Source organism: Sphaerisporangium sp. TRM90804 (assembly GCF_029846175.1).
GTDB lineage: Bacteria > Actinomycetota > Actinomycetes > Streptosporangiales > Streptosporangiaceae > Sphaerisporangium.
This window is the reverse complement of record NZ_JARWAC010000001.1, coordinates 147,720-173,275: the sequence shown is the minus strand read 5'-3', so window position 1 is coordinate 173,275 and position 25,556 is coordinate 147,720. Positions and strand designations below refer to the sequence as shown.

The window sequence follows — 25,556 nt, the reverse complement described above, 5'->3', positions numbered from 1 at the left end:
AGGCTACATGCGTATGCATTCAATGCACAAGCAAATAATTCCCGTGCATCAGATGAACGTGCATGCTATAGTCCGGGCATGGACGACGCCGAGGTCGTGGGCTCGTGGCGTGAGCTGCTGGCCCGACACGCATCCACCTGGTGTGCGCTCGAACGCGAGCTGGGTGAGAAGCACGGGCTGGGCGTCAGCGACTTCGAGGTGCTCGACCGCATGTGCGAGTCCGAGCACGGCAAGTACCGCGTCCAGGAGCTGGCCGACGCCGTCCACCTCAGCCAGAGCGCGCTGTCTCGCCTGATCTCCCGCCTGGAGAAGGCCGGCCTCGTGTGCCGCAACATGTGCGTGGAGGACAGGCGCGGCGTCTTCGTGCAGATCACCGAGACCGGGCGCGAGCGGCACGCCGAGGCCCGGCCCACCCACCGGGCCGTCCTGAACGGCTCCATGGCCCAGCCGTCGTCCCCCTCCTGACGACGGCCGAGCCGGCCGGCCTGGTCCTGACGACGGCCGGGCCGCCGGTAGGGCCGGTCAGGCGGTGATCCGGTCGACGACCAGCGGCAGCATGCCGGGGTCGGCGGCCTCCCCCACCTCGTAGGAGCCCTCCAGGGCCGCCAGGGCGCGCTCGAACCGGGCGGCCTCGTCGGCGTGCAGCGTCATCAGCGGCTGCCCCTCCCGGACGGTGTCGCCGGGCTTGGCGTGCAGGGTGACGCCCGCGCCCGCGGACACCGAGTCCTCCTTGCGGGCCCGGCCCGCGCCCAGCCGCCACGCCGCCACGCCCACCCCGTACGCGTCCAGCCTGGACAGCACACCCGAGGCGGGCGCGGTGACCTCCAGGGTCTCGGCGGCCTCCGGAAGCGCGGCGTCGGGGTCGCCGCCCTGGGCGGCGATCATGCGCCGCCAGGCGTCCATGGCCGACCCGTCCTTGAGCGCGTCCTCCGGGTCCCTGCCGGTCACCCCTGCCGCCTCGAGCATCTCGCGCGCGAGCCGCACGGTCAGCTCCACGACGTCGGACGGGCCGCCGCCGGACAGCACCTCCAGCGACTCCCGCACCTCCAGCGCGTTGCCCACGGCCAGCCCGAGCGGGCGGTCCATGGCGGTGAGCAGCGCGACCGTGGTGACGCCGTGGTCGGTGCCGAGGTCGACCATCGTGCGGGCCAGCTCCCGGGCGTGCTCGACGTCCTTCATGAACGCGCCCGACCCGACCTTGACGTCCAGCACCAGCGCGCCCGTGCCCTCGGCGATCTTCTTGGACATGATCGACGACGCGATCAGCGGGATCGACTCCACCGTGCCGGTGACGTCGCGCAGCGCGTACAGCTTCTTGTCCGCGGGCGCGAGCCCGTCGCCGGCCGCGCATACGACGGCGCCGGCCGCGCGCAGGACGCCCAGCATCTCGTCGTTCGACAGGGACGCCCGCCAGCCCGGGATGGACTCCAGCTTGTCCAGCGTGCCGCCGCTGTGCCCGAGGCCGCGGCCGGACAGCTGGGGGACGTACGCGCCGCACGCCGCCACCAGCGGCGCCAGCGGCAGCGTGATCTTGTCGCCGACGCCGCCCGTCGAGTGCTTGTCGGTGGTCGGCCGGTCGAGGCCCGACCAGTCCATGCGCGAGCCCGAGCGGATCATCGCCTCGGTCCACCGGCCGATCTCGGGCCGGGTCATCCCGTTGAGCAGGATGGCCATGGCGAGCGAGGCCATCTGCTCCTCGGCGATCGCGCCGCGGGTGTAGGCGTCGACCACCCACGAGATCTGCTCGCCGGACAGCTCGCGGCCGTCCCTCTTGGCGACGATGACGTCGATCGCGTCCATGGTTTCTCCAGCTCCCGGCACAGGTCGTCGGTCGCCCCCGGCGGGGGCGCGGGTCGAAGCGGCGGCGCGCGCCGCGGGGTCAGCGCAGCAGGTCGTCGGGGCCGAAGGCGAACGGGAGCAGCTCCGACAGCCGCCACGGCCCCTCGGGCGTCTCCACGAGCAGCCCGGGCCCGCCGTGCTCGAACAGCAGCTGCCGGCAGCGCCCGCACGGCATGAGCAGCACGCCCTTGCCGTCCACGCAGGTGAACGCCACCAGGCGGCCGCCGCCCGAGGCGTGCAGCGCCGACACCAGGCCGCACTCGGCGCACAGGCCGACGCCGAAGGAGGAGTTCTCCACGTTACAGCCGCTCACCACGCGCCCGTCGTCCACCAGGGCGGCGGCGCCGACGGGGAACCGCGAGTAGGGCGCGTACGCGTGCCGCATCGCCGCGACGGCGGCCTCGCGCAGCGCCTCCCAGTCGACGCCCGCGGCGTCCATGCCGGGCCCGGTCACTTGGCCTGCCCCCTGCGGTAGGGGACGCCGTCGGCGGCCGGCATGCGCAGCCGCTGGGACGCCAGCGACAGCACCAGCAGCGTGGTCAGGTGCGGCGTGAACGAGGTGAACTGCTCGGCCACGGTGTCGGTCATCGCGAACACCAGGAACACCGCGACCGCGAAGCCGCCGCTCAGCAGCGCCGCGCGGTGCCTGCCCTGGCGGGTGAGCTGGTAGACCGCGACGGCGGCCAGCAGGATCGCCACGACCAGCAGCAGGGCGTGGACGGACGTGCCGCCCTGGCGCAGCTGCAGCGCGTCGGTGTACCCGAAGAGCAGGGAGCCGCCGGCCAGGCCGCCGGGACGCCAGTTGCCGAAGATCATCGCAGCCAGGCCGATGAAGCCGCGGCCGCCGGTCTGGCCCTCGCGGTAGATGCCCGAGGCCACGATCGACAGGAACGCGCCGCCCAGCCCGGCGAGCGCGCCGGACACCAGCACCGCGACGTACTTGTGGAAGTACACGTTGACGCCCAGCGACTCCGCGGCCACCGGACGCTCGCCGCACGAGCGCAGGCGCAGCCCGAACGGCGTGCGCCACAGCACGTAGAAGCTGAGCGGGATCAGCAGCAGCGCCACGACGGTGAACAGCGAGACGCCCTGCGTCACGCCGCGCAGCACGCCGGCGATGTCGGACAGCAGGAACCAGTGGGTGCGCTCCAGGCTCTCCAGCGGCCCGCCGACGCCCGGGACGCCGACCTCGGGGATGGCCGGGATGCGCGGCGACTGGGTCTCGCCGCCGCCCTGCATCTCGGTGAAGACCAGCTTGGACAGGTACTGGGTGACGCCCAGGCCCAGGATGTTGATGGCGACGCCGGAGATGATGTGGTCGACGCCGAACGTCACGGTCACCAGGGCGTGCAGCAGGCCGCCCAGGGCGCCGCCGACGGCCCCGGCGATCACGCCGGCCCACGGGTTGCCGAAGACGATCGCGCCCCAGGCCCCGCACCAGGTGCCGAGGATCATCATGCCTTCGAGGCCGATGTTGACCACGCCGGCCCGCTCGGACCACAGGCCGCCGAGGGCGGCCAGGCCGATGGGGACGGCGAGCCCCAGCGCGGCGCCGATCGTGCCGGCGGAGGTGATGTCGTCGGCGCCGGTGACCACCCGGGCCAGGGACATGATGACCAGCAGGCCGAGGACGCCCAGCAGGGCGACGCGCCAGTTCAGGCGGAAACGGCGGCCGGCCGGGGGCGCGGGCCGCGCCACCGCGGCCGGGGCGACGGTCGTCATACGCCGGCTCCTTCCGGTGCGGGCGCCGCGGTGGACAGCTCGCGGCTCACCCGGCGCTGCTCGGCCGCCAGGCGGTAACGGTGGACCAGCTCGTAGGCGATGATGACCGAGAGCACGATGGTGCCCTGCATGATGATCACGATCTCCTTGGGAATGCCTTCGAGGTCCAGGATGTCCGAGGAGTTGTCCAGGAAGCTCCACAGCAGCGCGCCGATCGCGATGCCGACCGGGTTGTTGCGGCCGAGCAGGGCGATGGCGATGCCGGTGAAGCCGAGCCCGGTGGGGAAGTCCAGGCTGTAGGAGTAGGAGGCGCCGAGGAGCTGCGGCATGCCCACCAGCCCCGCGACGGCCCCGGACAGGATCATGGAGACCAGCACCATCTTCTTGACGTTCACCCCGCTGGCGACGGCGGCCGCCTCGGACTGACCGGTGGCCCGCATGTCGAAGCCGAACCGGGTGCGGTTGAACAGCACGTGGTAGGCCACGCCCAGCACCACCGCGATCACGACGAAGCCGAAGACCTTGGCCTGGGTGCCGGGGACCAGCGAGAAGCCGGGGAACTGCCCGGACGGCGGGATCGGCTTGGTGCCGATGTTGTTGCTGCCCGACACCGCCACGGCGAGCCGGTCGGTGGTGAGCAGCCACGCGCCGAAGCCGGTGGCGATGGCGTTCAACATGATCGTGGAGATGACCTCGCTGACGCCCCGCGTGACCTTCAGCAGGCCCGCCAGCGACGCCCACAGCCCGCCGACGGCCACCGCCACCAGGACGATGACCAGGATGTGCAGCGGGGCGGGCAGCACCAGCGCGCCGCCGACCGCTGCGGCGATCAGGGCGGCGAGGCGGTACTGGCCGTCGACGCCGATGTTGAACAGGTTCATGCGGAACCCGATCGCGACGGCGAGCGCGGAGATGTAGTACGTCGTGGCCAGGTTGACGATCATGACGATCGTGCGCGGCTGGGATCCGTAGTCGACCAGCAGCGCCAGCGTCCCCAGCGGCGGGCTGCCGGTGAGCACCAGGACGATCGACGTCACCAGGGCGGCGAAGACGATGGCGAGCAGCGGCGCGGCGAGGGCGAGCAGGCCGCCGAGCCTGACCCTGCCGAGCAGCCGGTCGGCGAACGTGGAGCTCATGCTTCCTCCCCGGCGCGGGATCCGGCCGCGCCGTGCTGGTCGGGGGACGGCCCGGCGTCGTCTCGCGCGCCGGTCGCGGAGGGCGCCGCGCCGCCGCGCCGCACGGGCGTGTCGTCGCCGGCGCCGGTCATGGCCGAGCCGAGCCGCTCCGGGGTGACCGAGCGGGGGTCGACGTCGGCGACCATGCGGCCGCGAAGGATCACCTTCAACGAGTCGGACAGGCCGATCAGCTCGTCGAGGTCGGCCGAGATCAGCAGCACGGCGAGCCCGGCGGCGCGCGCCGCGCGCAGGTGGTCCCAGATGGCGGCCTGCGCGCCCACGTCGACGCCCCGCGTGGGGTGAGAGGCGACGAGCACGACGGGGTCGCCGCTCATCTCACGGCCGACGATCAGCTTCTGCTGGTTGCCGCCGGACAGCGCGGCCGCGTCGACGTCGATGCCCGGGGTGCGCACGTCGTAGGCGTCCACGATGCGCTGGGTGTCGGCGCGGGCCCCGGCCCGGTCGATCCACGGCCCGCGGACGTTGGGCCTGCGCGTCTGGTGGCCCAGAATGCGGTTCTCCCACAGCGGGGCCTCCAGCAGCAGCCCGTGCCGGTGCCGGTCTTCGGGGATGTAGCCGATGCCTCCCTCGCGGCGGCGCAGGGTCGGCCAGGCGGAGACGTCGGCGTCGCCGAGCGTGACGACGCCGTCGGACGGGCGCATGCCCATGATGGCCTCGACCAGCTCGGCCTGCCCGTTGCCCTCTACTCCGGCGACGCCGAGCACCTCGCCCTTGTGGATCTGGAACGAGACGTCCTCCACGACCGCCCGTCCGTCGGCGCCGCGCACGGTGAGGCCGCGCACGGCCAGGGCCACCTCGCCGGTGACCGTGGACTCCCGGGTCTCCGGGCTGGGCAGCTCGCTGCCGACCATCAGCTCGGCGAGCTGCCGCGCGGTGACGTCGCCGGGCTTGACGCTGGCGACGGTCGTGCCGCGCCGGATGACGGTGATGGCGTCGGCGACCGACAGCACCTCGTCGAGCTTGTGGGAGATGAAGATGATGGTGAGGCCCTCGCGGACGAGGCCGCGCAGGTTGTCGAACAGCTCGTCGACCTCCTGCGGCACCAGGACGGCGGTGGGCTCGTCCAGGATCAGGATGCGCGCGCCGCGGTAGAGCACCTTGAGGATCTCCACGCGCTGCCGGGCGCCGACGCCGAGATCCTCGACCATGACGTCGGGACGGACCCCCAGGCCGTAGGCGTCGGAGATCTCCTTGATCTTCCGGCGCGCCGCCCGGAAGTCGATGCCCACCCCGCCCGCGCGCGGCTCGCTGCCGAGGATGATGTTCTCCAGCACCGTCAGGTTGTCCGCGAGCATGAAGTGCTGGTGCACCATTCCGATGCCGGCGGCGATGGCGTCGGCGGGCGACCGGAAGGCCACCGGCGAGCCGTTGACCAGGATCTCCCCTTCGTCGGGCCGCTGCATGCCGTATAGGATCTTCATGAGCGTGGACTTGCCCGCGCCGTTCTCGCCGACGATGGCGTGCACGTCGCCGTGCCGCACGCTGAGGGCGATGTCGCGGTTGGCGACGACCCCCGGGAATCGCTTGGTGATCCCCCGCAGCTCGACGGCGGGTTCGGCGGGGGTTTCAGGGGAAGGCGGAGTGCTGATGGCGTCCTCCTGCGTGCGGACGGCGTCGTTGGCTGCTGACGGGCCCGCGGGCGCGGCAACCGGCTCGCCGGCGGAACTGGGGTGACCCTCGGGGCGCGACGACCCCCGCCTCCGAGGCGACGACGGGCCTTGAGCGGGCCGCGGCGGGGAGCCTCGTGAGCGGGGGCGGTCACCTGACATTAATGCAAAAGGCCCGGTGGGATGGCCTCCGGGCCCTTCGCATTCCTGGTCACTCGGCGGGAACGGTGATCTCCCCGTCGATGATCTTCTGCTTGTACTCGTCGAGCTTGGCCTTGATGTCGTCGACCTGGCCACCGGTGGTGGAGTAGTCGACGCCGCCCGCCTTGAGGTCGTAGGTCGTCGCACCGGCCTTGACCGTGTTGTCGGCGAAGCTCTTGAGGAAGTCGAAGACCGCGACGTCGACCTTCTTGAGCATGGAGGTGAAGATGACGCCGCGCACCGACTCGTCGGCGGTGAGCGCCTGGTCGGAGTCGACGCCGATGGCCAGGCCGTTGGCCGCCTTGGCCGCCTCGAAGACGCCGCCGCCCGAGCCGCCCGCCGCCTGGTAGACGACGTCGGCGCCGGAGTCGAACATGCCCTCGGCGGCGGTCTTGCCCTTGGCCGGGTCGTTGAAGCCGCCGAAGTCCGGCGGCTGGCTGAGGTACTTCACGTCGATCTTGATGTCGGGCTTCACGGACTGCGCGCCCTTGGTGTAGCCGAGCTCGAACTTCTTGATCAGAGGAACCTGGACACCGCCGACGAAGCCGATGTGGTCCTTCTTGGTCTTCAGCGCCGCGGCGGCGCCGACCAGGAAGGAGCCCTCGTGTTCGGCGAAGACCAGGTTCGAGATGTTCGGGCCCTCCGCGGCGTCGTCGACGATCGCGAACTTGGTGTCGGGGAACTCGGCCGCGACCTTCTTGATCGCCTCGGAGTAGGCGAAGCCCACCGCGATGACCGGGTTGTACCCGCTCTGCGCGAGCAGGCGGAGCCGCTGCTCCTTCTGCGCGCCGGTCTCGCCGTTGCCGGCCTCCAGCTCCTTGGGCTCGGCCAGGCCGAGCTCGTTCTTCGCCTTGTCCAGCCCGGCGGCCGCGGCGTCGTTGAACGACTGGTCACCGCGCCCGCCGATGTCGTACGCCAGCCCGACCTTGGCGCCCTCGGGCGCCGCCGAGGACGCGCCCGACGCCGCCGGCGTCGCCGCGCTCGAACCGCTGTCCCCGCCACAGGCCGCGAGAGCCATGAGCATGGCCCCAACCGCGGTGGTGGCGGCCAGCTTGCTTGCGTGAGTGCGCAGCAAGGTGACTCCTTCCGTGCCTTCGCCGTCCATCTCGTGTGCACGCGCGAAGAGAAACGCACGGCAACCCTGCACGGAAGATAGTTGTTCGACCGGTGCTGGCCCAAACGGCAACAGGCTCCGCAATAGGTCCGTTATGCAGCTCAGGCCGCCTCGTGACCTGCGAAACCGCCCGTCATGCCCCCACGGGGTGGACGGCCCCGGCGTCGGCGGCGGTGATGCGGCCGTCCCAGAGGGCGGTGAGGGCGGTCGCCGCCATCACGCTGACGCCCACCGCGATGCACCGCTCGTCGACGTCGAAGGTGCCCTGGTGGATGTCGAGCCTGCTGGTGTCCCCCGGCGTACGCACGCCCAGCCGGGCGTACGCGCCGGGCACCGACTCCAGGTACCACCCGAAGTCCTCGCCGCCGAGCGACTGCGGGGTGGGGACGGTGGAGTCGGGGCCGAGGATCTCCTCGGCGGCGTCGCGGAGCATCTGGACGCTGGTGACCTCGTTGATCGTGGGCGGGACGCCGCGGATGTAGTTCATCTCGGCCTCGACGCCGTAGGCGACGGCCACCGAGTCGAGCAGCGCCTTGAACAGGTCGGGCGCCTCGTGCCAGGCCTGCTCGTCCAGGCAGCGGATCGTGCCCTCGGCCAGGCCGTCGTCGGGGATCGCGTTGGCCACCGAACCGGCCTGGACCCGGCCCCACACCAGCGACAGCGACGAGCGGGGGTCGACGCGGCGACTGAGCGCGGCGGGCAGCTCGGTGACGATCTTGGCGAGCGCGAAGACGAGGTCGGCGGTGAGGTGCGGACGCGCGGTGTGGCCGCCGGGGCCGGCGACCCGGACGCTGACCTTGTCGCAGGCGCCGGTGATGGGGCCGACGCGCAGGCCGACCTGGCCGAGCTCGATGCGGGGGTCGCAGTGCAGGCCGAAGATGCGGTCGACGCCGCTGATGCCGCCGGCCTCCAGCACCTTCAGCGCGCCGCCGGGCATGACCTCCTCGGCGGGCTGGAAGATCAGCCGGATCCGGCCGGGCAGCAGGCCGAGCGCGGCCTGCTGGGCGAGGAACATGCCCGTGCCGAGGATGATCGCCGTGTGGACGTCGTGGCCGCAGGCGTGGCACACCCCGGCGACGGTGGAGCGGTAGGGGACTTCCTTCTCGTCCTGCAGGGGCAGCGCGTCGATGTCGGCGCGCAGCGCGACGGTGGGGCCGTCACCGCTGCCGATGTCGCAGATCAGGCCGGTGCCCCGGGGCAGGACGGCCGGCGACAGGCCGATGGCGGTGAGGCGCTCGCCGATGCGCTCGGTGGTGCGGTGCTCCACGAATCCCAGCTCGGGGTGGGCGTGCAGGTCGCGGCGGAAACCGATGAGGGACTCGGAGTGCAGCGCCAGGAACGCGCCCAGCGAGTCCCGCAGATCACGTGCCGGCATGACCTATCGCCCCGTTCGACGTCTTCAGGTTGGTGGTGACGAAGCGGTCGTGTTCCAGCTCGGCGATGGTCGCGTCCACGACGTCGTCGAGGCTGCCGCCTCCGGAGAGTATGGCTCGCTGGCGCTCGCAGGAGTTGCCCTGCTCGACGACGTCGTTGACGACCGCGAGCTCGTCGGAACAGCCCAGGCGCTCGGCCATCGGCGCCAGCTCGCGTGTCAGCTCGTACAGCAGGTCGCGGACGGGCGCCGTCGACCCGTGGTCGTCGGTGATCACGAAGGCGTCCAGCCCGTAGCGGGTGGCCCGCCACTTGTTGTCGCGCACGACCCAGGGAGCGGGATGCGGAAGCCGGTACCCGCGGTCGAGCTGCTGGTCGAACTGCTGGACCAGGCACTGCGACAACGCCGTCACCATCCCGACCTCTCTCAGGGTCGGTATACCGTCGAACATTCGAATCTCAATCGTGCCGAAGTCGGGATGCGGGCGGATATCCCACCACACCTCTTTGATGCTTTTGATGGTGCCTGCCCGCTTCAGGGTGTCCATGTACTCTTCGAACTCGGCCCAGTCAGCCAGCATCTGCGGCGGACCGGCTGTAGGCAGCGCGCCGAACACGATTGCCCTGCTGGAGGCGAGGCCGGTGTCCTGCCCGCCCCAGTATGGACTGGAGGCCGTCAGCGCCAGGAAGTGCGGCAGGTAGGCCGCGAGGGCGTTGACGATGGGGATGACTTTATCCCTTTCCCGCACGCCGACGTGCACATGTACGCCAAATGTTTGGATGCGCCATGCCAGCCACTGCATCTCCTCGATCAGCTCGGTGTACCGCTGGACCGGGGCGTACACCGCCTCGCGCCAGTCGCTGATCGCGTGCGTGCCCGTGCAGGCCAGGGCCATGCCGCGCTGCTGGACGGCCTCGCGGAGCCTGCCGATGGTCGTCCGGAGGTCGTTCACGGCCTCCGAGACGGTGTGGCTCACGTCGGTGATCACTTCGAGCTGCGACTGCATGAGCTCGTGCATGACCTTGGGCCGGGGCACCTCGCTGAGCTCGGGGACCGCCTCAAGCACCTGGCGGGCGTCCTGCCGGAGGCGGCGGGTGCGGGTGTCGACAAGCTGGAGTTCCCATTCCACGCCCAGCGTGGGGCCGCGAGATGGATTGAACTCGATCGCCACAGCATGCCTCCAACCGCAATACTCTCAGGCCGAGTTTCCGCTTCGCGGCGTAACCGGCCAACCCGTACGGCCCCCTCAGTACGCCAGGCAGCTGGCTTTCCGCCCTCTCGGCGCCAAAGGGGAGATGGCGCCCACGCATGCATGGCGAACCTCAAAACGGTCGTTTACCATCACTGCCCAGGAGCGGCGGCTTATATGCGGTCGGCGCGCCGCGCGGCACGCCAGGCCCGCCAGCCCAGCCCCCCTACCAGCAAGGCGAGGACGAGATTGACGCCGATGAGGATGCCGTGGACCACGTAGAAGGACGTCGGGTGACCGTCGGCGAGGTTGTATCCGAGATTGATCCACTCGAAAACCATGAAAGCCGCCAGGGCCAGCAGGAACCCCGCGACGCGTCTTGTCATCATCACCTCCTCCATGCTACCGCTCGCCTTACTGACCAGCACATTCACGATCTTTGTCGTGTCTTGCCCCACCTGAAAAGCGACAAAGTTACGCTGAGTTCCCTATGGTGATGAAGCGCGTAACAGCCCTCAGCGCGGTCGCGCTGGCCGGGAGCCTGACATTCATGGCTCCCGGTGCCGCGCGTGCCTCCGAGCACGAGACCGCCCCGGTCGGCGGGCCGCTGATGGGCCAGCGCGGCGTCGTGGTGGCCCCCGGCGCCCGGCCGCTGCCCAAGGCCGGCGCGTCCTCCTTCGTGGTCGCCGACGCCGACACGGGCCAGGTGCTGGCCGCCAAGGACCCACACGGCCGCTACCTTCCCGCCAGCACGCTCAAGGCGCTGACGGCCCTCACGCTCATCCCCAAGCTCGACAAGGACAAGATCGTCAAACCCAGCCAGGAGGCCTGCAACGTCGAGGGCAGCGCGGTCGGGCTGACCCCGCGCCGCATCTACAAGGTCCACGACCTGCTCAGGGCGCTCATGATGGTCTCGGGCAACGACGCCGCCGTCGCGCTCGCCGAGACCAACGGCGGCGTGGCCAAGACGCTCGCCGACATGAACGCCGAGGCCAGGCGGCTGCAAGCGCTCGACACCGTGGCCAAGACCCCCAACGGCCTGGACAAGCCCGGGCAGAGCAGCTCGGCCTACGACCTGGCGCTGATCGCGCGGGCCGGGCTCGCGAACGGCGACTTCCGCGAGTACGTCGGCACCAAGACGGCCAAGTTCCCCGCGCCGGGCGGCAAGCACTACGAGATGGCCAACCACAACAGGCTGCTGGGCCGCTACGCCGGGATGATCGGCGTGAAGAACGGCTGGACCAGCAAGGCCATGGGCAGTTTCGTCGGCGCCGCCAGACGCGACGGCCACACGATCATCGTCTCGGTCATGCGCCACGAGAGCTCGTTCTGGGACGAGGTCAAGGACCTGCTCGACTGGGGCTTCGCCGCCCGGGGGCAGGTGGCGCCGGTCGGGACGCTCGTCGGCCCGGTGCCCAAGGCCAAGCCCACCAAGCCGGTCGGCGGCCCCGCCACCCCCGCGCCGGTGAGCACGCCCGAGCCGCTGGCGGCCGGCAGGACCGGGCTCGACACCGGGATCCTGGTGCTGGTCGTCGGCGCGCTCGGCGGCGCCGCCTGGCTGATGTACGGCATGCGCCGCCGGGCGCGCGCCGGGCGCGACGCCGCGCCCACCCCGGCCGCCCCCGGCCCCGACTGAGGCCGCTCAGACGTACTCGCTGGTGGGGACCGGCGACGGCTCGGGCGGCGGCGCGCCCTCGGCGGTCGCCGTCCACGCCGCCGTGTACATGATCCAGCGCGCGGAGAAGTTGATGTAGAGCAGCAGGCCGGCCACGAGGGCGAACGCGCCGTAGACCGGGTTGGTGAGCGTGTGAGCGAGCAGCAGGGTCGCCGCCAGCTTCAGCACGCCGAACCCCACCGCGCCGACCAGCGCGCCCCGCAGGAGCGTCTTGAGCGACTTGCCGACCTTGCCCAGCCAGCCGAGGATGACCAGGAACACCAGCATGTCGGCCGCGATGCTGATCAGCAGGCCCGCCACCCAGACCAGGAAGACGGCGAGCGGCGTCGCGGCCAGCCCGAACCAGCCCAGCACCGTGCTGGTGGCCGCGTTGGCGAAGCCGCCGACCGACACCGACAGCACGAACGTCAGGCCGATCAGCACGAGCGCGACCAGGTCGCGGCCGCGGCCGGCGAACCAGTTCGTCGGCGCCTCGCGGCTGTCGGAGATGTCGTGCAGCGCCTCGCGCAGCGCGTCCACGGCGCCGATCCCCGCGTACAGCAGGCCCAGCAGGCCGATGACCCCGGCACCGGCGCGGGCGTCGGAGAGCTCCTTGATGTTCAGACTGTCGGCGAGCCCGGGAAGCTGCTGGTTCACCGCGGCGATCAGGGTCTCCTCCGCCGCGGCGTTGATCGAGACGACGTACCCGGCCACGGCGAAGCCGAGCGCGAGCACGGGGAAGAACGACAGGAACGCGAAGTAGGTGACCGCGCCGGCCAGCCGGTCGCCGTGCCGGGTCTGGTAGCGGTGCACCGTGCGGAGCAGGTGGTCGAACCACGGCCAGCGCACCCGGAAGTGCTCGGTCCGGTTACGGCCCCACGCCTTGACGACCTCGACGTACCGCGCCACCGACGCCCACACGCTTCCCATGCTGCCCACCTACCCGCCAGGTAGGAAGCATGCGACCACCCCGGGCACCGAACGGTCACGGCGCGGGCCGGGGCGGGCGCTGAGGAGCACGGAGCCGGCCGCGCCCTCGCGGGCCGCCGGGGGGTGGGTCAGACGTCGCTCTCGGGGCGGCTTGGCACGGGCAGGAAGCCGACGCGGTCGCGGACGGCCTCCATGGTCTCGCGGGCCACGGCCGCCGCGCGGCGCGCCCCGACCGCGAGCAGGCGGTCGAGCTCGGCCTCGTCGGACAGCAGCTTCTCGGTGCGCTCGCGGATGGGCGCGAAGGCGTCCACGACGACCTCGGCGACGTCCTTCTTCAGGGCGCCGTAGCCCTGGCCGACGTAACGGGCCTCCAGCTCGGCGACGGGCGTGCCGCTCAGCGCCGACTGGATGCGCAGCAGGTTCGTGACGCCCGGCTTGTTCTCGGGATCGGCCACGACCTCGGTGCCGGTGTCGGTGACCGCGCGCATGATCTTCTTGGTGAGCACGCGCGGCTCCTCCAGCACCTCCAGGATGCCCTGCGGGCTGGAGGAGGACTTCGACATCTTCGCCAGCGGGTCCTGGAGGTCGGCGATCTTCTCGACCTCCTTGGGGATGTACGGCGACGGGACGGTGAAGGTCGGGCCGTACCGGCTGTTGAAGCGCTGGGCGAGGTCGCGGGTGAGCTCCAGGTGCTGCTTCTGGTCGGCGCCCACCGGCACCTGGTCGGCCTGGTACATCAGGATGTCGGCGGCCTGGAGGATCGGGTAGGTGAACAGCCCCACCCCGGCCGAGCTCTCGCCGAACTTCGCCGACTTGTCCTTGAACTGGGTCATGCGCGCGGCCTCGCCCATGCCGGTGTTGCAGATCAGCACCCAGGCCAGCTCGCTGTGCTCGCGGATCTGGCTCTGCACGAACAGCGTGCTGCGCTCGGGGTCGAGGCCGGCCGCGAAGAGCTGGGCGGCCGAGACGCGGGTGCGGCGGCGCAGCTCGGCGGGCGCCGGATGCACGGTGATCGCGTGCAGGTCGGCGATGAAGTAGAACGCGTCGTGCGTCTCCTGCATGCCGATCCACTGGCGTACGGCGCCCAGGAAGTTGCCGAGGTGGAAGGAGTCGGCGGTCGGCTGGATGCCGGAGAGAACACGGGGTCGGGCCATAGCTCCCGATTCTGTCAGGACTCGGGGGTCGTCGGCGACTTCGCCGGGGGTTCGGCGGCGGGGTCGGCCGACGGCTCGGCGCGCGCCGTCCTGATCACCCGCACCCGGGCGACCCTGCGGCCGTCCATCTCGGTGACCACCAGCGTGTACCCCGGCCGCTGCACCCGCTCGCCGACCTCGGGAAGGTGGCCCAGCGCGGCCATGACGTAGCCGCCGAGCGTCTCGTAGGGGCCCTCGTCGAGCTGGATGCCCGTCTCGGACGCGAAGGCGTCGAGGTTGACCAGCCCCTCGATCTCCACGACCCCGGCGACGCGTCGCACCGACTGCCCGTCGGTGTCGTACTCGTCGCGGATGTCGCCGGTGAGCTGCTCGACCAGGTCCTCCATGGTGACGATGCCGGCGGTGCCGCCGTACTCGTCGACGACGATGGCCAGGTGCTGGCCGTCGTCGCGCATCTCGGTCAGCGTGGCGATCACGCGTTTGGTCGCGGGCAGCAGCTTGACGGGCCTGATGGGCACCAGCTCGCTGATCGGCTCGATGCGCCCGATGAGCACCGGGTCGAGCAGGTCGCGGACGTGGACGAAGCCCACGATGTCGTCGTAGCCGTCGCGGTATACCGGGAAGCGCGAGTGCGGCATCGCCGCCGCCAGCACGGCGGCCTCGGCCAGCGGGGTGTCCATGGCCATGAACTCCACCTCGGTGCGCGGCAGCATGACCTCCCGCAGGTGGCGCTTGCCGGCCTGGAACACCTCGTTGATCAGGTCGCGCTCGTCCTGGGTCAGGTCCTCGTGGCCCACCACCATGTCGCGCAGTTCCTCGGTGGTCATCGCGGCGCGGTCGGCGTCGGGGTCGCCGCCCAGCAGGCGGACCACCCCGTCGGTCGACTTGGACAGCACCCAGATCAGCGGCCGCGACAGGCGGGCCACCCAGTCGAGGAACGGCGCCACCATCAGCGACAGCCCTTCGGCGCGCTGCCGGGCGAGCCGTTTGGGCACCAGCTCGCCGAGCACGAGGGTGACGTAGGAGATCGCGAGGGTCACGAGCACCAGCGAGAGCGGCCGGCTGAGGCTCGCGGGCACCGTGCCCGCGAGGACGGGTTCGAGCTGGCGGGCGAGGGTGTCGGCGCCGACCGCGGCCGACAGCGCGGTGGCCACCGTCACGCCGATCTGGACGGCCGACAGGAACCGGTTGGGGTCGCGGGCGAGCAGGGCCACGTACGCACCGCGCCGGCCCTGCTCGGCCAGCCGGCGCACCTGGCTCTCGCGCAGGGAGACCATGGCCATCTCGGCGGCGGCGAAGAAGCCGCCGATCAGGACGAAGACGAGGACCAGGGCGATGTTCGCGGCGACGTTGGGCACGTCGGTGATGTCCGTTCGCGTGAGGTCACAGGATGATCTGACAGGGTACCGGCTGGTGCCCACCACCGGTTCACTCAGAGGCGCGTAAGCTGGGCAGCGGACGAACAACTTCGAACAGGATCAAACACAACCGAACGGAAAGGTGCGAGAAACGTGAAGCTGCTGGTGACCGGAGGAGCCGGTTACGTCGGAAGCGCCGTCGCGGCACAGCTCGTCGACTCCGGCCACGATGTCACCGTCCTCGACGATCTCTCCACCGGTCACGCCGACGCCGTCCCCCCGGAGGCCGCGTTCGTCAAGGGCTCGATCACCGAGGCGGCGGGCGTCCTGGAGCAGGGCTTCGACGGCGTGCTGCACTTCGCCGCCAAGTCGCTGGTCGGCGAGTCGGTCGAGAAGCCCGGCCTCTACTGGGCGAGCAACCTCGGCGGCACCCTCGCGCTCCTGGACGCCATGCGCTCGGCGGGCGTGGGCCGCATCGTGTTCTCCTCCACCGCCGCCACCTACGGCGAGCCCGAGAGCACGCCGATCGTGGAGACCGACCCCACCCGGCCGACCAACCCGTACGGGGCCTCCAAGCTCGCCGTCGACACCGCGCTCACCGCCTACGCCGGCCTGCACGGCCTCGGCGCGGTCAGCCTGCGCTACTTCAACGTGGCCGGCGCCCACACCGGCGCCGACGGCCGCGTCTACCGCGAGCGCCACACCGTCGAGACCCACCTGATCCCCAACGTGCTGGCCGTCGCGCTCGGGCTGCGGGAGTCGGTGAACGTCTTCGGCACCGACTACCCCACCCCCGACGGCACCTGCGTGCGCGACTACATCCACATCAGCGACCTCGCGCGGGCCCACCTGCTGGCGCTGGACGCCTGCCGTCCGGGCGCGCACACGATCTACAACCTCGGCAGCGGCAGCGGTTTCTCGGTGCAGGAGGTCATCACGACCTGCCGGGAGGTCACCGGCCACCCCGTCCCCGCCGTGGTCGGCGGGCGCCGGGCCGGCGACCCGGCGGTGCTGGTGGCCTCCTCCGACCGCATCCAGCGCGAGCTCGGCTGGAAGCCCGAGCACTCGGGCCTGCGGTCCATCGTCGCCGACGCCTGGGCCGCGATGAACCGCTAGCCGGCCGGCGCGGCCCGCCGCCGGACGCGAATTGGAATCACGTTCTGCGAAAGGGCCCTCTCTCTGCGTCATCTATGGTGAGATCTCCCCGTGGTCAAAGCTGGAAACTTCTCACCTTTGGTGGTGAAGGTGGCGCTGGGCGGCCTGATCGTGCTGGCCGCCGCCCTGGGGGCGGTCGGCGCGGGGTTCGCCACGACCACGACGGGCCGCGAGCCCGCTCCCCCGGTGTGCACCGCGAGCGCGCCGTAGTCCTCCCGCGAACCCGGACGGGGGGCGGGACGTGAGAACCCGGCCGGGAACGCAGGCGCGGCCCGGGTTCACGGGGCGACGCGCAGGCTCACGCGGTTGTTGGCCGGGCGGCGGTCACCCAGGTGTACGGAGTACACCTCGGCCTTCACCTCGGACGTCCCACGGCTCGGCATGCGGAAGTCGAGGCTGAGCGTCCCGTCCGCCCCCGGCCTGATCGGCCGCAGGGCGCAGCCCACGGCGCCCCGGCGTGCCCGGCACCGCGCGCCGCGCGCCGTGAGGAGGCGGGCCTTCCCGGCGGTGAGGTCCAGGCGCCCGTCCCGCACCGTCCGCGGGCCGCTGTTGCGCACCGACGCGCGCACCGTGAGGCGCCGCCCCGGCCCGGCCCCGCCCGCCGGGCGCGACAGCCGCACGGCGAGGTCGGCGCCCTCGTCGACCCGGGTGACCACCTCGGCGCGGTTGTCGGCCTCGTTGTCGTCGACCACCTCCGACGACAGGCGTGCGACGGCGTGCAACGGCCCGCGCGCGGCCGTGCGCACCACGCCCACGACGGTGAGGAACCCGGCGTCCCCCGGCCGGATGTCCGACGCCGACGGGCAGACCACCACCCGGCGCGACGTCCCCGGGTGACAGGAGGAGACGTCCACGTCGACGATGTCGACCTCGCCCGGCACGCGTACGGTCAGCACGGGCATCACCGCGTCACCGGGCCCGGAGTTGCGCACCTCGACGCGGTACGACAGCCACTGCCCCGGCTGGGCCACCGGGGGCGAGGCGGCCACGCTCACCGACAGGTCGGCCCCTCCCCACCCGCCCGGCGGCGCGGTGCGCGCGACCGCCGGCGCGGCGGCGCCGGCGAAGACCAAGACCGTGACCAGGCCGGCGGCCGTGCCCGCCGTGAACAGACCCATTGATGTGCGACCCCCATGCGTTCGAGCTCAATTGAACGCCCGGGCCGCCGCGGCGCGCCCATCCCGACACGCGCCCCCCGGTGAAGGCCAATCCCAGTGACGGGCAAAAAAGTATTTACCCGGTCAACGGCACCTGGCCGGGGCGGGCCGCTTGGTCTCCGCCCGGAAGCCGACCTTGCCGAAGTGCTTCTTCAGCAGGCCCGCGACCGTGCCGTCCTCGTACATGCCGGTGATGGCGTCGTTGATCGCCCGGCACGCCCTGACGTCCCCCCTGCGGACCGCCACCGCGTACCGCTCGTCGCTCAGCTCGGCGCCCAGCACCTTGTAGCGGATGTTCTCCCGGTTGGCGAAGCCCGCGAGCAGCAGGTCGTCCCCGGGGACGGCGTCCACGAGGCCCTGCCCCAGCTTCACCATGCATTCGTAGTAGTTCTCCGCGGCGACCACCCGCACCTTGACGGCGTCCTGCACCATGCCCACCGAGGCGTTGGACGCGGGCGAGCACAGGACACGGCCCCGCAGGTCGGACAGCTTGGTGATGGGGTCGCCGTCACGCACGAGCACGTCCACATGGGCCTGGTAGTACGGGCCGGCGAACGTCACCGGGTCGTCGGCGTTCATCGAGTACGTCGCGATCACCAGGTCGACCTCGCCAGAGTCGAGCAGCCCCAGCCGTTCGGCCTTGCTGGTGGCCCGGAAGGAGATGCGGCCGCGGGGGACGCCGAGCCGTTCGGCCACGTAGGTGGCGACGTCCACCTCGAACCCCTGCCAGCCGTCGGTGTCGTCCAGGGCCACGCCCGGCAGGTAGTCGCGCATGGCGATGGTCAGGCTCCCGGCGGCCGCCACCTTGTCGACCAGCGAGGAGTACGTGGGGGTGTCCACCGGTCCGCGGCTGGGCACGCTCGCGCTGTCGACGCCGCCGCGCACGCCCTGCGGCCACAGGTCGGGCCGCAGCAGCGCCACCGCTCCCACCCCCGCGAGCAGCGTCGCGACCAGCGCCGCCGCCACGACCCACACGCGCCTGCGGGGACGGCGCGGCGCGGCGCCGTCGACGGCGACCGCCGTGGGGACGCCGGTGGCCGCCGGCTCCGGCCGGAAGGGGGCACCCGGGCCGGCGACGAGCCCGGCGCCGGCCGGGTGCGACCCCGGGCCCTGGGCGGACGCGTGGGGTGGCCCGCCCGGCACGGAGGGGCCGGCGTACCCGCCGGGCCCGGCGGGTACGCCGGTCGCGTGCGGAGGGCGGACGGCGGCTCCCCCGGCCCGACCGGCCGGGGCCTGCGCCGATCGGCCCAGCGTCTCGCGGCCGGCCAGCTCGGCGCCCTCGCTCAGCACCGCCCGGGACGCGCCCAGGTCGTCCGGGCGGCCGAGCAGGCGCAGCAGGATCTGGTCGGCCGTGGGCCGCGCGGCCGGCGACTTGTCGAGGCAGGCGCGCACCACGCCGCGCAGCGGCTCGGGCAGCGCGGCGACGTCCACCTCGTGGTTGAGCACGCGGTTGAGGACCACCGCGATGGAGCCGCCGCCGAACGGCACCGTGCCGGTGGCGGCGAACACGACGGTCGCGGCCCAGGCGAACACGTCGGCGGGCGGGCCGACCTCGCCGCCGGAGATCTGCTCGGGCGCCATGTACGCGGGCGTGCCGACGGCCCTGCTGGTGATCGTGCCGGTGGAGTCGAGCAGGCGCGCGATCCCGAAGTCGACCACCCGCGGCCCGTCGGCCGCGATCAGCACGTTGTCGGGCTTGAAGTCGCGGTGCACGATGCCCGCGTGGTGGATGGCCGTCAGCGCCGTGGCCGTGCCGACCGCCAGGCGCTCCAGCCGGGCGCCCGACAACGGCGCGCCGGCCTCGACGGTGTCGCGCAGCGAGCGCCCGTCGATGTACTCGCTGGCGATGTAGGGCGTGTCACCCTCCAGGTCGGCGGCGATGACCCGGGCCGTGCAGAACGAGGCGACCCGCTCGGCCGCCTTGAGCTCGCGCGCGAAGCGCGACCGCGCGGTGAGGTCGCCGGAGAACTTGACGTGCAGCAGCTTGACCGCGGCACGCTCTCCGGCGTCGTCCTCGCCTAGGTAGACGACTCCCTGACCGCCCTCCCCGATGCGGCCGGTGAGTCGGAAGGGGCCCAATTGCCTCGGATCACCCCGTCCGAGCGGCCCGAGTTCCGGCATCCCTGTCCCCGTGATTCCGTGAGTCTCGACCAGTAGAACTTTACGGGGCCTTTGCCGTCCCGCAGGGATACGAGACCACGCCGTGACCTCCGGTTCCGCGCGCCCGGCCCCCGGGCCGGCGCAGGCGGGGCGGCGGACGTGCCCGCGTGACGCGACAGGGCCGCCCGCCGATCGACCCGGCAGGGCGGCCCGAACGATGTCCGCGCCGGTCAGACGGCCATCTTCTTCTTCAGGTTCTCGTCCAGGGCGGCGAGGAAGTCCTGGGTGGTGAGCCACTTGGCGTCGCCGCCGACGAGCAGGGCGAGGTCCTTGGTCATCTGACCGCCCTCGACGGTCTCGACGCAGACCCGCTCCAGCGTCTCGGCGAACGCCGTCACCTCGGGCTGGTTGTCCAGCTTGCCGCGGTGGGCCAGGCCACGCGTCCAGGCGAAGATCGAGGCGATCGGGTTGGTGGAGGTCGGGTTGCCCTTCTGGTGCTGGCGGTAGTGACGCGTCACCGTGCCGTGGGCGGCCTCCGCCTCGACCGTGCGGCCGTCGGGCGACATGAGCACCGAGGTCATCAGCCCCAGCGAGCCGAAGCCCTGCGCGACGGTGTCGGACTGCACGTCGCCGTCGTAGTTCTTGCAGGCCCAGACGTAGCCGCCCTCCCACTTCAGCGCGGCGGCGACCATGTCGTCGATGAGCCGGTGCTCGTAGGTCAGGCCGGCGGCCTCGAAGTCGGCCTTGAACTCGCTCTCGTACACCTCGGCGAAGATGTCCTTGAAGCGGCCGTCGTAGGCCTTCAGGATCGTGTTCTTGGTCGAGAGGTAGACCGGGAAGCCGCGGTCGAGGCCGTAGCGCATCGAGGCGCGGGCGAACGCGCGGATCGACTCGTCCACGTTGTACATCGCCATGGCGACACCGGGGCCGGGGAAGTCGTAGACGTCCAGCTCGATCGGCTCGGAGCCGTCCTTCGGGGTGAAGGTCAGGGTGAGCTTGCCCTCGCCCGGCACCTTGAGGTCGGTGGCGCGGTACTGGTCGCCGAAGGCGTGACGGCCGATCACGATCGGCTTGGTCCACCCGGGCACCAGCCTCGGCACGTTCGACATGATGATCGGCTCGCGGAACACCACGCCGCCGAGGATGTTGCGGATCGTGCCGTTCGGCGACCGCCACATCTTCTTGAGGCCGAACTCCTCGACGCGGGCCTCGTCCGGGGTGATGGTGGCGCACTTCACGCCGACGCCGTGCTCCTTGATGGCGTTGGCGGCGTCGATCGTCACCTGGTCGTCGGTGGCGTCCCGGTGCTCGATGCCGAGGTCGTAGTACTTCAGGTCGACGTCGAGGTAGGGCAGGATCAGCTGGTCCTTGATGAACTGCCAGATGATCCGGGTCATCTCGTCGCCGTCAAGCTCGACGACGGGACCCGCTACCTTGATTTTGGGCATGCTTGGGGTTCCCCTTCTACAACTGAGCAGACAATCCTTTTTGCGAAGTCGGTGGCGGTTGAGGCTACCCGACGCGGCCCGGACGCCCTCCGCCTACCCGAAGATCCGGGGCACGGTCAGGCTGACGGCCACCAGGGCCAGCACGGTGCCGAGCAGCCCGTACGTCACGGCGTCGGTGCGCCGGCGCCGGATGGCGAGCATGCTCTCGTGGTGGCCCGGGGTCACCAGGCGCAGCAGGGCGCCGACCAGCACCGCCACGGCAACGATCAATGAGCCCGCCCATGCGGGCAGGCCCATCGCGATCGATCCGAGGCCGACGGCCGCGCCCGCCAGGACCAGCAGGTACGGCCACCACGCCTTACCGTTCGTCAATCGGTGTCCACTTCTGGTCGCGTTCGCCGATGTACTCGCTGTCGGGACGGATCAGCCGGTTGTCGGCGTGCTGCTCGATCACGTGAGCCGTCCAGCCGGCCATCCTGCTCACGGAGAAGACCGGGGTGAACAGATCCGTCGGAATGCCAAGGTAGTGGTAGACCGTCGCGGCGTAGAAGTCGACATTCGGGTACAGACCCTTCTCCGCGAAGACGACCTCCTCCATCTCCTTGGACATCCGATAGTAGGTGTCGTCGCCACGGGCCTCGCCGAGCTCCCGCGACATCTTGCGCAGGTGGGTCGCCCGGGGGTCCTCGGTCTTGTAGACCCGGTGGCCGAAGCCCATGATCTTCTCGCCGTTCGCCAGCTTCTCCCGCACGACACGGGCCACGCCGTCGGAGGGGATGCTCTCCAGCGTCCGCATGACCTGCTCGTTGGCGCCGCCGTGCAGGGGGCCCTTCAGCGTGCCGATCGCGCCCACGATCGCCGAGTGCATGTCCGACAGGGTGGCCGCGCACACCCGCGCCGCGAACGTCGAGGCGTTCATGGTGTGGTCGGCGTGCAGGACGAGGCAGGCGTCGAAGACGTCGACCTCGTGCTGGTCGGGGACACGACCGGTGATCTGCATCAGGAAGTTCGCCGCGATGCTGAGGGACGGGTCGGGCTCGCGGGCGGTGCCGCCGGTGCGGGCCGCCTGGTAGCGCGCGACCAGGATGGGCTGCTGCGCGGTCAGGCGCGCGGCCTTGCGGCAGTTGGCGTCCGCCTCGTTGGAGTCCTTGTCGGGATCCTCGCCGCCGGCGAGGGAGACCAGGGTGCGCAGCGCCTCCATGGGGGCCTGCTTCTCCGCGATCTCGGCGATGTTCGCCTCGACCAGGGCCGCGAGCGTGCGGCCGCGGACCAGCTCGGCCCCGTAGTCGGCGAGCTGCCGGCGTGAGGGGAGCCTGCCGTGCTGGAGCAGGTGGGCGGTCTCTTCGAAGCTCGTCCGGCCGGCGAGATCATGGATGTCGTAGCCACGATAGAAGAGGCGTCCGGCTTTGCCGTCGATGTCGCTCAGCGCTGTGGACGCGGCGACGACATCGGCGAGACCTTTGGTGGGGTTGTCCGCCATGTGTAGTTTCCTCCGCTTATCTTCGTCAGAAGTCTACCTGTGAGCTGGTAAAACCGGCCGCGGAGGTCCAGACCAATTTCTGCAGTGATTCTCGTTACGGCAAAGGCGATTCCCCAACCCCTCGTTTGGGTAAGCCGGAGCTGTAGCGGAAGTAACGGCGGGCTACCTGGGGAGGAACTGCCGTGGAGGGGCCGTTCATACGCGTCGAGGACACCGGTGAGGTGGTCCCGTTGCGCCCCGAGATCACCACGATCGGCCGAGGCCGGGGCGTGGACGTCAGGCTGGCTGATCCGAGCGTGTCGCGACTGCACGCGGAGTTCATCCGCCGCGGGCCGTACCTGTATGTCGTTGATCTGGGCCTGTCCCGCAACGGCACCCGGGTGAACGGCAGGCCGATCGCCCGGAGGGTTCTCGACGACGGCGACGTCGTCTCCTTCGGCGCCGCCAGGTGCAGGGTAGGCGGCATCCCCCGGGAGGACTTCACGCCCGAGGTGGAGCTGCGCCGCGCGGCGGCGCCCGAGCTGACCCGGCGGGAGGTCGACGTCCTCACGTCCCTGTGCCGCCCGGCCCTGTCGGACGAGGCGTTCGTCGCCCCGGCGACGGCGCGGGAGATCGCCGACGACCTGGTGGTCACCGAGGCCGCCGTCAAGCAGCACCTGCTGCGCCTGTACCAGAAGTTCCGCATCCCGGAGGGCATCAACCGCCGCACCCGCCTCGCCAACGAGGTGGTGGCCCTGGGCCTGGTGCGTCCGACCCCCGTGGTGCCGCCGCAGCGTACGGCGGGGCCGGGCGAGTCCCCGCCCCAGACCGCCAACCGGCGCGCTTCGTAGCGCCGGCGCGCTCCGCTTCGGCGGCCCGGCCGGGCCGGCGCACCTCACAGGCCCGGCCGGCGCCGTAGGTGGCATTCCACGTGCCGATATTAGGCGTGTCCCGAGGTCCCGGGGGCGCCCACGAACCCCCGTGTCCCGTCGCGCCTCACCACTGTTGTAAGATATATACATGCGCATGTATCAACACTCTGGGGCTCCCAACCCGGCGGGCGAGGCACTGGTGGCACAGCTCACCTGGGTCCACGACATGATCAGACGCGATCTGCGTACCGTCAGCACCATGGCCGAGCAGGTGGTCGACGGCCTGCCGCCGAGCGAGGTGCGCCAAGGGCTCCGGTCGCTGGCCACCAACGGCCCCCTGTGGCAGCTGCGCGTCAACTGCCTGCAGTACTGCAACTTCGTCCACCTGCACCACCGGCTGGAGAGCAAGTCGCTGTTCCCGGCCCTGCGGGAGCGCAACCCGGCGCTCGGCCCGGTCGTCGATCAGCTGGAGGCCGACCACCTGAAGGTGTCCGACCAGCTCGACGAGGTCGAGGCCGCGGCCGACGGGCTCTACCGGGACGACTCCCCCGCCAACCGCGACCGCCTCGGCCGCGGGCTGCGGGCTCTCGCCGCCGACCTGCTCGCCCACCTGCGGTACGAGGAGGAGCAGATCTCCGGCACCCTGCGCACGATGACGCACATCCCTGGACACTGAGGCATGGCCGACCACACCGACCTCTACGCCTGCGCCCGCGCCTGGTCCGCGCTGACCGCGGCGCACGCGCTGATCACCGAGCGCCTCGGCACGGCGCTGACGCGGGCCTGCGGGCTGAGCATCAACGAGTTCGAGGTGCTGCTCCGGCTGGAGCAGGCGGAGCCGCCCGAACTGCGGCCGGCCGACCTGCTCCCGGCGGTGCGGCTGACGCAGCCGTCCCTCAGCCGCATGATCATCAGGCTGGAGCAGCAGGGCCTGCTGCGCAGGGAGCCCGACCCCGCCGACGGGCGGGGGGTGCTCGTCGCCATCACCGACGCCGGTCGCGAGCTGTTCCGCCGCGCCGTCCCGGTGCACTCGCGCACGATCCAGGACGCGCTGCTCGACCAGCTCTCCCCCGCCGAGCACGACAGCCTCACCGCGATGCTCGACCGCATCGCCACGCCGCCAGACCAGAGGAAAGGCTCATGACCCGACCCGTCCAGTTCGGCCTCAACGTCGACCCCAACGTGGGCGGCCTGGCGTTCGCCGAACGCATCAGCAAGATCGCCGACGAGACCGGCATCGAGTACGCCGGCGTCCAGGACCACCCCTACAACGGCGGCTTCTACGACACCTTCACGCTCGTCACCTGGCTGGCCGCCAGGACGTCGAACGTGCGGTTCTTCACCAACGTCGCCAACCTCCCGCTGCGCCCGCCCGCGATGCTCGCCAAGCAGGCGGCCACGGTGGACGCCCTCTCCGGCGGCCGGTTCGAGCTAGGCCTGGGCTCGGGCGCGTTCGCCGACGCGATCAACGGCATGGGCGGGCCCGCGCGCACCACCGGGCAGGCGCGGGCCGCGCTCTCGGAGGCGATCGACGTCCTGCGGGCGAGCTGGAAGGGCGAGCCCTTCGCCTACGAGGGAGAGCACTACACGCTGCCCGGGGTCAAGCCGGGCCCGAGGCCGGCCCACGACATCGGCGTCTGGCTGGGCGTCACCGGCCCCCGCTCCGCGCGTCTCGTCGGCGCCAAGGCCGACGGCTGGTCGGTCTCGGCCCCGTACGTCCCCCCGCAGCGGCTCCCCGAGCTGAACGACCTGATCACCGAGTCGGCCGAGCAGGCCGGCCGCGACCCGTCCCGCATCGTCCGCCTCTACAACGTGATGGGCCTCATCGACCCCGCCGGCCGCGACATGTTCAACGGCCCCGCCGAACTGTGGGTGGAGACCCTAGCCACCCTGTACACCACCTACGGCATGAACACCTTCGTCTACTGGCCCGGCCGCGACCGCGAACGCCAGTCCCGCCTCTTCGCCGAAGAGGTGGCCCCCGCCGTCCGCGCAGCCCTCCACACCGCCTGATCCCGGGAGCGCTCAG

At 71.6% G+C, this 25,556-nt stretch carries 25 protein-coding genes; 8 read left to right on the top strand and 17 right to left on the bottom strand.

Annotation, left to right across the window (positions count from 1 at the left end; all coding sequences use genetic code 11):
• The first annotated feature begins 78 nt into the window (after positions 1-78).
• A complete protein-coding gene (locus PYR91_RS00775; RefSeq protein WP_279776898.1) occupies positions 79-465 on the top strand; it encodes a MarR family transcriptional regulator in 387 nt (128 codons plus the stop codon).
• A 57-nt stretch (positions 466-522) separates the two neighbouring features.
• Here the strand turns inward: PYR91_RS00775 and PYR91_RS00770 are convergent, their stop codons facing one another.
• The 9 genes from PYR91_RS00770 to PYR91_RS00730 form a co-directional block, all read right to left on the bottom strand.
• Positions 523-1,800 (bottom strand): thymidine phosphorylase, encoded by a 1,278-nt coding sequence (locus PYR91_RS00770; protein WP_279776897.1) that lies wholly within the window; start codon positions 1,798-1,800, stop codon positions 523-525.
• 79 nt (positions 1,801-1,879) lie between these two features.
• Positions 1,880-2,278, bottom strand: a complete 399-nt coding sequence (locus PYR91_RS00765; protein ID WP_279777091.1) for a cytidine deaminase — start codon at positions 2,276-2,278, stop codon at positions 1,880-1,882.
• Positions 2,279-2,289: 11 nt separating this feature from the next.
• The gene (locus PYR91_RS00760) at positions 2,290-3,561 is read right to left on the bottom strand and encodes an ABC transporter permease (RefSeq protein ID WP_279776895.1); all 1,272 of its coding nucleotides are present in this window, start codon (positions 3,559-3,561) and stop codon (positions 2,290-2,292) included.
• The gene (locus tag PYR91_RS00755; protein ID WP_279776893.1) at positions 3,558-4,697 is read right to left on the bottom strand and encodes an ABC transporter permease; all 1,140 of its coding nucleotides are present in this window, start codon (positions 4,695-4,697) and stop codon (positions 3,558-3,560) included. The genes PYR91_RS00760 and PYR91_RS00755 overlap by 4 nt, the downstream gene beginning before the upstream one ends.
• The gene (locus tag PYR91_RS00750; RefSeq protein ID WP_279777090.1) at positions 4,694-6,346 is read right to left on the bottom strand and encodes an ABC transporter ATP-binding protein; all 1,653 of its coding nucleotides are present in this window, start codon (positions 6,344-6,346) and stop codon (positions 4,694-4,696) included. The genes PYR91_RS00755 and PYR91_RS00750 overlap by 4 nt, the downstream gene beginning before the upstream one ends.
• Positions 6,347-6,575: 229 nt before the next feature.
• Positions 6,576-7,640, bottom strand: coding sequence for a BMP family ABC transporter substrate-binding protein (locus tag PYR91_RS00745; protein WP_279776891.1), 1,065 nt, complete (start codon positions 7,638-7,640; stop codon positions 6,576-6,578).
• Between the two features lie 172 nt (positions 7,641-7,812).
• Entirely contained in the window at positions 7,813-9,054 is a 1,242-nt protein-coding gene (locus PYR91_RS00740) for an amidohydrolase (protein WP_279776889.1), read from the bottom strand.
• On the bottom strand, positions 9,041-10,222 hold the full coding sequence (locus PYR91_RS00735; RefSeq protein WP_279776888.1) for a glutamate--cysteine ligase: 1,182 nt from the start codon (positions 10,220-10,222) through the stop codon (positions 9,041-9,043). The genes PYR91_RS00740 and PYR91_RS00735 overlap by 14 nt, the downstream gene beginning before the upstream one ends.
• Before the next feature lie 191 nt (positions 10,223-10,413).
• Positions 10,414-10,626: a hypothetical protein gene (locus tag PYR91_RS00730; protein ID WP_279776886.1), complete on the bottom strand. Its 213-nt coding sequence runs from the start codon at positions 10,624-10,626 to the stop codon at positions 10,414-10,416.
• A 110-nt stretch (positions 10,627-10,736) separates the two neighbouring features.
• Here PYR91_RS00730 and PYR91_RS00725 point away from each other — a divergent pair, with 110 nt between their 5' ends.
• Positions 10,737-11,876: a D-alanyl-D-alanine carboxypeptidase gene (locus PYR91_RS00725; protein ID WP_279776885.1), complete on the top strand. Its 1,140-nt coding sequence runs from the start codon at positions 10,737-10,739 to the stop codon at positions 11,874-11,876.
• A gap of 6 nt (positions 11,877-11,882) precedes the next feature.
• On the opposite strand, the gene PYR91_RS00720 is transcribed toward PYR91_RS00725, so the two are convergent.
• The 3 genes from PYR91_RS00720 to PYR91_RS00710 form a co-directional block, all read right to left on the bottom strand.
• Positions 11,883-12,824, bottom strand: a complete 942-nt coding sequence (locus tag PYR91_RS00720; protein WP_279776884.1) for a YihY/virulence factor BrkB family protein — start codon at positions 12,822-12,824, stop codon at positions 11,883-11,885.
• Between the two features lie 128 nt (positions 12,825-12,952).
• Complete coding sequence (gene trpS, locus PYR91_RS00715; RefSeq protein WP_279776881.1) at positions 12,953-13,978, bottom strand: tryptophan--tRNA ligase; 1,026 nt, start codon at positions 13,976-13,978, stop codon at positions 12,953-12,955.
• Between the two features lie 14 nt (positions 13,979-13,992).
• Positions 13,993-15,336, bottom strand: coding sequence for a hemolysin family protein (locus tag PYR91_RS00710; RefSeq protein ID WP_279776880.1), 1,344 nt, complete (start codon positions 15,334-15,336; stop codon positions 13,993-13,995).
• 153 nt (positions 15,337-15,489) lie between these two features.
• Between PYR91_RS00710 and galE the strand changes: the two genes are divergently transcribed.
• Entirely contained in the window at positions 15,490-16,452 is a 963-nt protein-coding gene (galE, locus tag PYR91_RS00705; RefSeq protein WP_279776879.1) for a UDP-glucose 4-epimerase GalE, read from the top strand.
• 123 nt (positions 16,453-16,575) lie between these two features.
• On the top strand, positions 16,576-16,701 hold the full coding sequence (locus tag PYR91_RS00700) for a hypothetical protein (RefSeq protein ID WP_279776878.1): 126 nt from the start codon (positions 16,576-16,578) through the stop codon (positions 16,699-16,701).
• 68 nt (positions 16,702-16,769) lie between these two features.
• On the opposite strand, the gene PYR91_RS00695 is transcribed toward PYR91_RS00700, so the two are convergent.
• From PYR91_RS00695 to PYR91_RS00675, 5 genes are all read right to left on the bottom strand, one after another.
• Complete coding sequence (locus tag PYR91_RS00695; RefSeq protein ID WP_279776876.1) at positions 16,770-17,609, bottom strand: hypothetical protein; 840 nt, start codon at positions 17,607-17,609, stop codon at positions 16,770-16,772.
• A 123-nt stretch (positions 17,610-17,732) separates the two neighbouring features.
• The gene (locus PYR91_RS00690) at positions 17,733-19,727 is read right to left on the bottom strand and encodes a serine/threonine-protein kinase (RefSeq protein ID WP_279776875.1); all 1,995 of its coding nucleotides are present in this window, start codon (positions 19,725-19,727) and stop codon (positions 17,733-17,735) included.
• A gap of 251 nt (positions 19,728-19,978) precedes the next feature.
• Positions 19,979-21,196 carry an NADP-dependent isocitrate dehydrogenase gene (locus tag PYR91_RS00685; protein WP_279776873.1) on the bottom strand — a complete coding sequence of 406 codons (1,218 nt, stop codon included), beginning with the start codon at positions 21,194-21,196 and terminating at the stop codon, positions 19,979-19,981.
• A gap of 93 nt (positions 21,197-21,289) precedes the next feature.
• A complete protein-coding gene (locus PYR91_RS00680; RefSeq protein WP_279776872.1) occupies positions 21,290-21,568 on the bottom strand; it encodes a DUF3017 domain-containing protein in 279 nt (92 codons plus the stop codon).
• Positions 21,555-22,676: a citrate/2-methylcitrate synthase gene (locus PYR91_RS00675; RefSeq protein ID WP_279776871.1), complete on the bottom strand. Its 1,122-nt coding sequence runs from the start codon at positions 22,674-22,676 to the stop codon at positions 21,555-21,557. The genes PYR91_RS00680 and PYR91_RS00675 overlap by 14 nt, the downstream gene beginning before the upstream one ends.
• A gap of 182 nt (positions 22,677-22,858) precedes the next feature.
• On the opposite strand from PYR91_RS00675, the gene PYR91_RS00670 reads away from it, so the two are divergent.
• The 4 genes from PYR91_RS00670 to PYR91_RS00655 all read left to right on the top strand — a co-directional run bounded on the left by PYR91_RS00670 (position 22,859) and on the right by PYR91_RS00655 (position 25,540).
• Positions 22,859-23,506 carry an FHA domain-containing protein gene (locus PYR91_RS00670; RefSeq protein WP_279776870.1) on the top strand — a complete coding sequence of 216 codons (648 nt, stop codon included), beginning with the start codon at positions 22,859-22,861 and terminating at the stop codon, positions 23,504-23,506.
• Between the two features lie 175 nt (positions 23,507-23,681).
• Positions 23,682-24,203, top strand: coding sequence for a hemerythrin domain-containing protein (locus PYR91_RS00665; RefSeq protein WP_279776869.1), 522 nt, complete (start codon positions 23,682-23,684; stop codon positions 24,201-24,203).
• A 3-nt stretch (positions 24,204-24,206) separates the two neighbouring features.
• Positions 24,207-24,671, top strand: a complete 465-nt coding sequence (locus tag PYR91_RS00660) for a MarR family transcriptional regulator (protein WP_279776868.1) — start codon at positions 24,207-24,209, stop codon at positions 24,669-24,671.
• Positions 24,668-25,540 carry an LLM class flavin-dependent oxidoreductase gene (locus PYR91_RS00655; RefSeq protein ID WP_279776867.1) on the top strand — a complete coding sequence of 291 codons (873 nt, stop codon included), beginning with the start codon at positions 24,668-24,670 and terminating at the stop codon, positions 25,538-25,540. The genes PYR91_RS00660 and PYR91_RS00655 overlap by 4 nt, the downstream gene beginning before the upstream one ends.
• Positions 25,541-25,556: the final 16 nt, after the last annotated feature.

Excerpts from the sequence above, each read along its gene's own strand:
- PYR91_RS00695 (WP_279776876.1), bottom strand. The coding sequence starts at position 17,609 with ATGGGTCTGTTCACGGCGGGCACGGCCGCCGGCCTGGTCACGGTCTTG.
- PYR91_RS00665 (WP_279776869.1), top strand. The coding sequence starts at position 23,682 with ATGTATCAACACTCTGGGGCTCCCAACCCGGCGGGCGAGGCACTGGTG.
- PYR91_RS00675 (WP_279776871.1), bottom strand. The coding sequence starts at position 22,676 with ATGGCGGACAACCCCACCAAAGGTCTCGCCGATGTCGTCGCCGCGTCC.
- PYR91_RS00720 (WP_279776884.1), bottom strand. The coding sequence starts at position 12,824 with ATGGGAAGCGTGTGGGCGTCGGTGGCGCGGTACGTCGAGGTCGTCAAG.
- PYR91_RS00660 (WP_279776868.1), top strand. The coding sequence starts at position 24,207 with ATGGCCGACCACACCGACCTCTACGCCTGCGCCCGCGCCTGGTCCGCG.
- PYR91_RS00655 (WP_279776867.1), top strand. The coding sequence starts at position 24,668 with ATGACCCGACCCGTCCAGTTCGGCCTCAACGTCGACCCCAACGTGGGC.
- PYR91_RS00725 (WP_279776885.1), top strand. The coding sequence starts at position 10,737 with ATGAAGCGCGTAACAGCCCTCAGCGCGGTCGCGCTGGCCGGGAGCCTG.
- PYR91_RS00730 (WP_279776886.1), bottom strand. The coding sequence starts at position 10,626 with ATGACAAGACGCGTCGCGGGGTTCCTGCTGGCCCTGGCGGCTTTCATG.
- PYR91_RS00740 (WP_279776889.1), bottom strand. The coding sequence starts at position 9,054 with ATGCCGGCACGTGATCTGCGGGACTCGCTGGGCGCGTTCCTGGCGCTG.
- PYR91_RS00775 (WP_279776898.1), top strand. The coding sequence starts at position 79 with ATGGACGACGCCGAGGTCGTGGGCTCGTGGCGTGAGCTGCTGGCCCGA.
- PYR91_RS00765 (WP_279777091.1), bottom strand. The coding sequence starts at position 2,278 with ATGGACGCCGCGGGCGTCGACTGGGAGGCGCTGCGCGAGGCCGCCGTC.
- PYR91_RS00755 (WP_279776893.1), bottom strand. The coding sequence starts at position 4,697 with ATGAGCTCCACGTTCGCCGACCGGCTGCTCGGCAGGGTCAGGCTCGGC.
- PYR91_RS00770 (WP_279776897.1), bottom strand. The coding sequence starts at position 1,800 with ATGGACGCGATCGACGTCATCGTCGCCAAGAGGGACGGCCGCGAGCTG.
- trpS (WP_279776881.1), bottom strand. The coding sequence starts at position 13,978 with ATGGCCCGACCCCGTGTTCTCTCCGGCATCCAGCCGACCGCCGACTCC.
- PYR91_RS00760 (WP_279776895.1), bottom strand. The coding sequence starts at position 3,561 with ATGACGACCGTCGCCCCGGCCGCGGTGGCGCGGCCCGCGCCCCCGGCC.
- PYR91_RS00685 (WP_279776873.1), bottom strand. The coding sequence starts at position 21,196 with ATGCCCAAAATCAAGGTAGCGGGTCCCGTCGTCGAGCTTGACGGCGAC.